Genomic DNA, 1,041 nt, shown 5'->3' on the forward strand with positions numbered 1-1,041 from the left:
GAGCCCAGGCGTCTTACCCTAAACTGAAGCAACTATATTTGACGAATATTTGACGGAGAGTGGATGGAGAGGGTGTCCCTGTGGAGAAAGGTTCAAACAAACGCTTTAACTGCCATAGTAGTTGATGGCTAAAGCTCCCACCAGAGTAAGCTGAAAGACCAAGATCACGAAGTAGAAAATGGCGCGGGGCTTGAACAGAGTGAGCATCAAGCCTATGGCTTTCAAGTCTACTATCGGCCCAAACACCATAAAAGCCAACAGGGATCCCGGCGTGAAGGTGGCGGCAAAGGAGAGGGCGAAAAAGGCATCCACCGTCGAGCAGATGGAGATGATCCCGGCCAGGGCCATCATGATCAGGATTGAGAGCAATGCATCTTGGCCATAATCCAGCACAAACGAACGCGGGATCACCGTTTGAATCAGGGCCGCCATCGCCGAGCCCAAGATGAGCACGGATCCCAATTCGCGGATCTCCCTGGCCCAGGTCTGCAGCAGGAGAACTCCTTTTTGTCCCCTGGAGGGAGAAGGCGCAGCGGCCAGAGCAGAGCGATACACATCTTCAGCCGTTTGTAAAGTGGCCAGGGATCCGCCAGAGGCCCCTTGAGCAGGGCTCTGGGATCCAATCCAGAAGGTGCCCCCCTGCAACAACGGCGAGCGGGAGATGTTCTTCGGATCAGCTTCTTGGGAGCAATTGCGCTGCAGCTCCCGCCAGACTGACGGCTGCAACAGAGGCTGGAAATCCTTTTGCAGGCTGAAGATCAAGCCGACGACAACCGCAATGCCGAAGGAAAAGAGAACTCGGTAGATCACCAGCTCCGGCATGGAGCGAAAGGCAATCCAAGTGGAAAAGATCACCACCGGGTTAAACACCGGCGCCGCCAACAGAAAGGCCACCGCCACGTGGGGTGGGATCCCTTTGATCACCAGTTGACGGGCCACCGGCAGGTTGCCGCACTCGCACACCGGGAAAAAGAATCCCAAAGCGCCACCGGCCACCGCGCTGCCGATTTTGCCTTTGGGCAGGAAACGGGCCAACTGGGA

Annotated in this window: 1 protein-coding gene; it reads right to left on the reverse strand. The window is 56.4% G+C overall.

Annotation, left to right across the window (positions count from 1 at the left end; translation table 11 throughout):
• Positions 1-105 precede the first annotated feature (105 nt).
• Positions 106-1,041: permease (locus NW856_RS08035; RefSeq protein ID WP_414399768.1), on the reverse strand; the 936-nt coding region annotated here is incomplete at its 5' end.

Origin of the sequence: Synechococcus sp. R3-13 (assembly GCF_047462195.1) — a bacterium.
Taxonomy (GTDB): Bacteria; Cyanobacteriota; Cyanobacteriia; order Thermostichales; family Thermostichaceae; genus Thermostichus.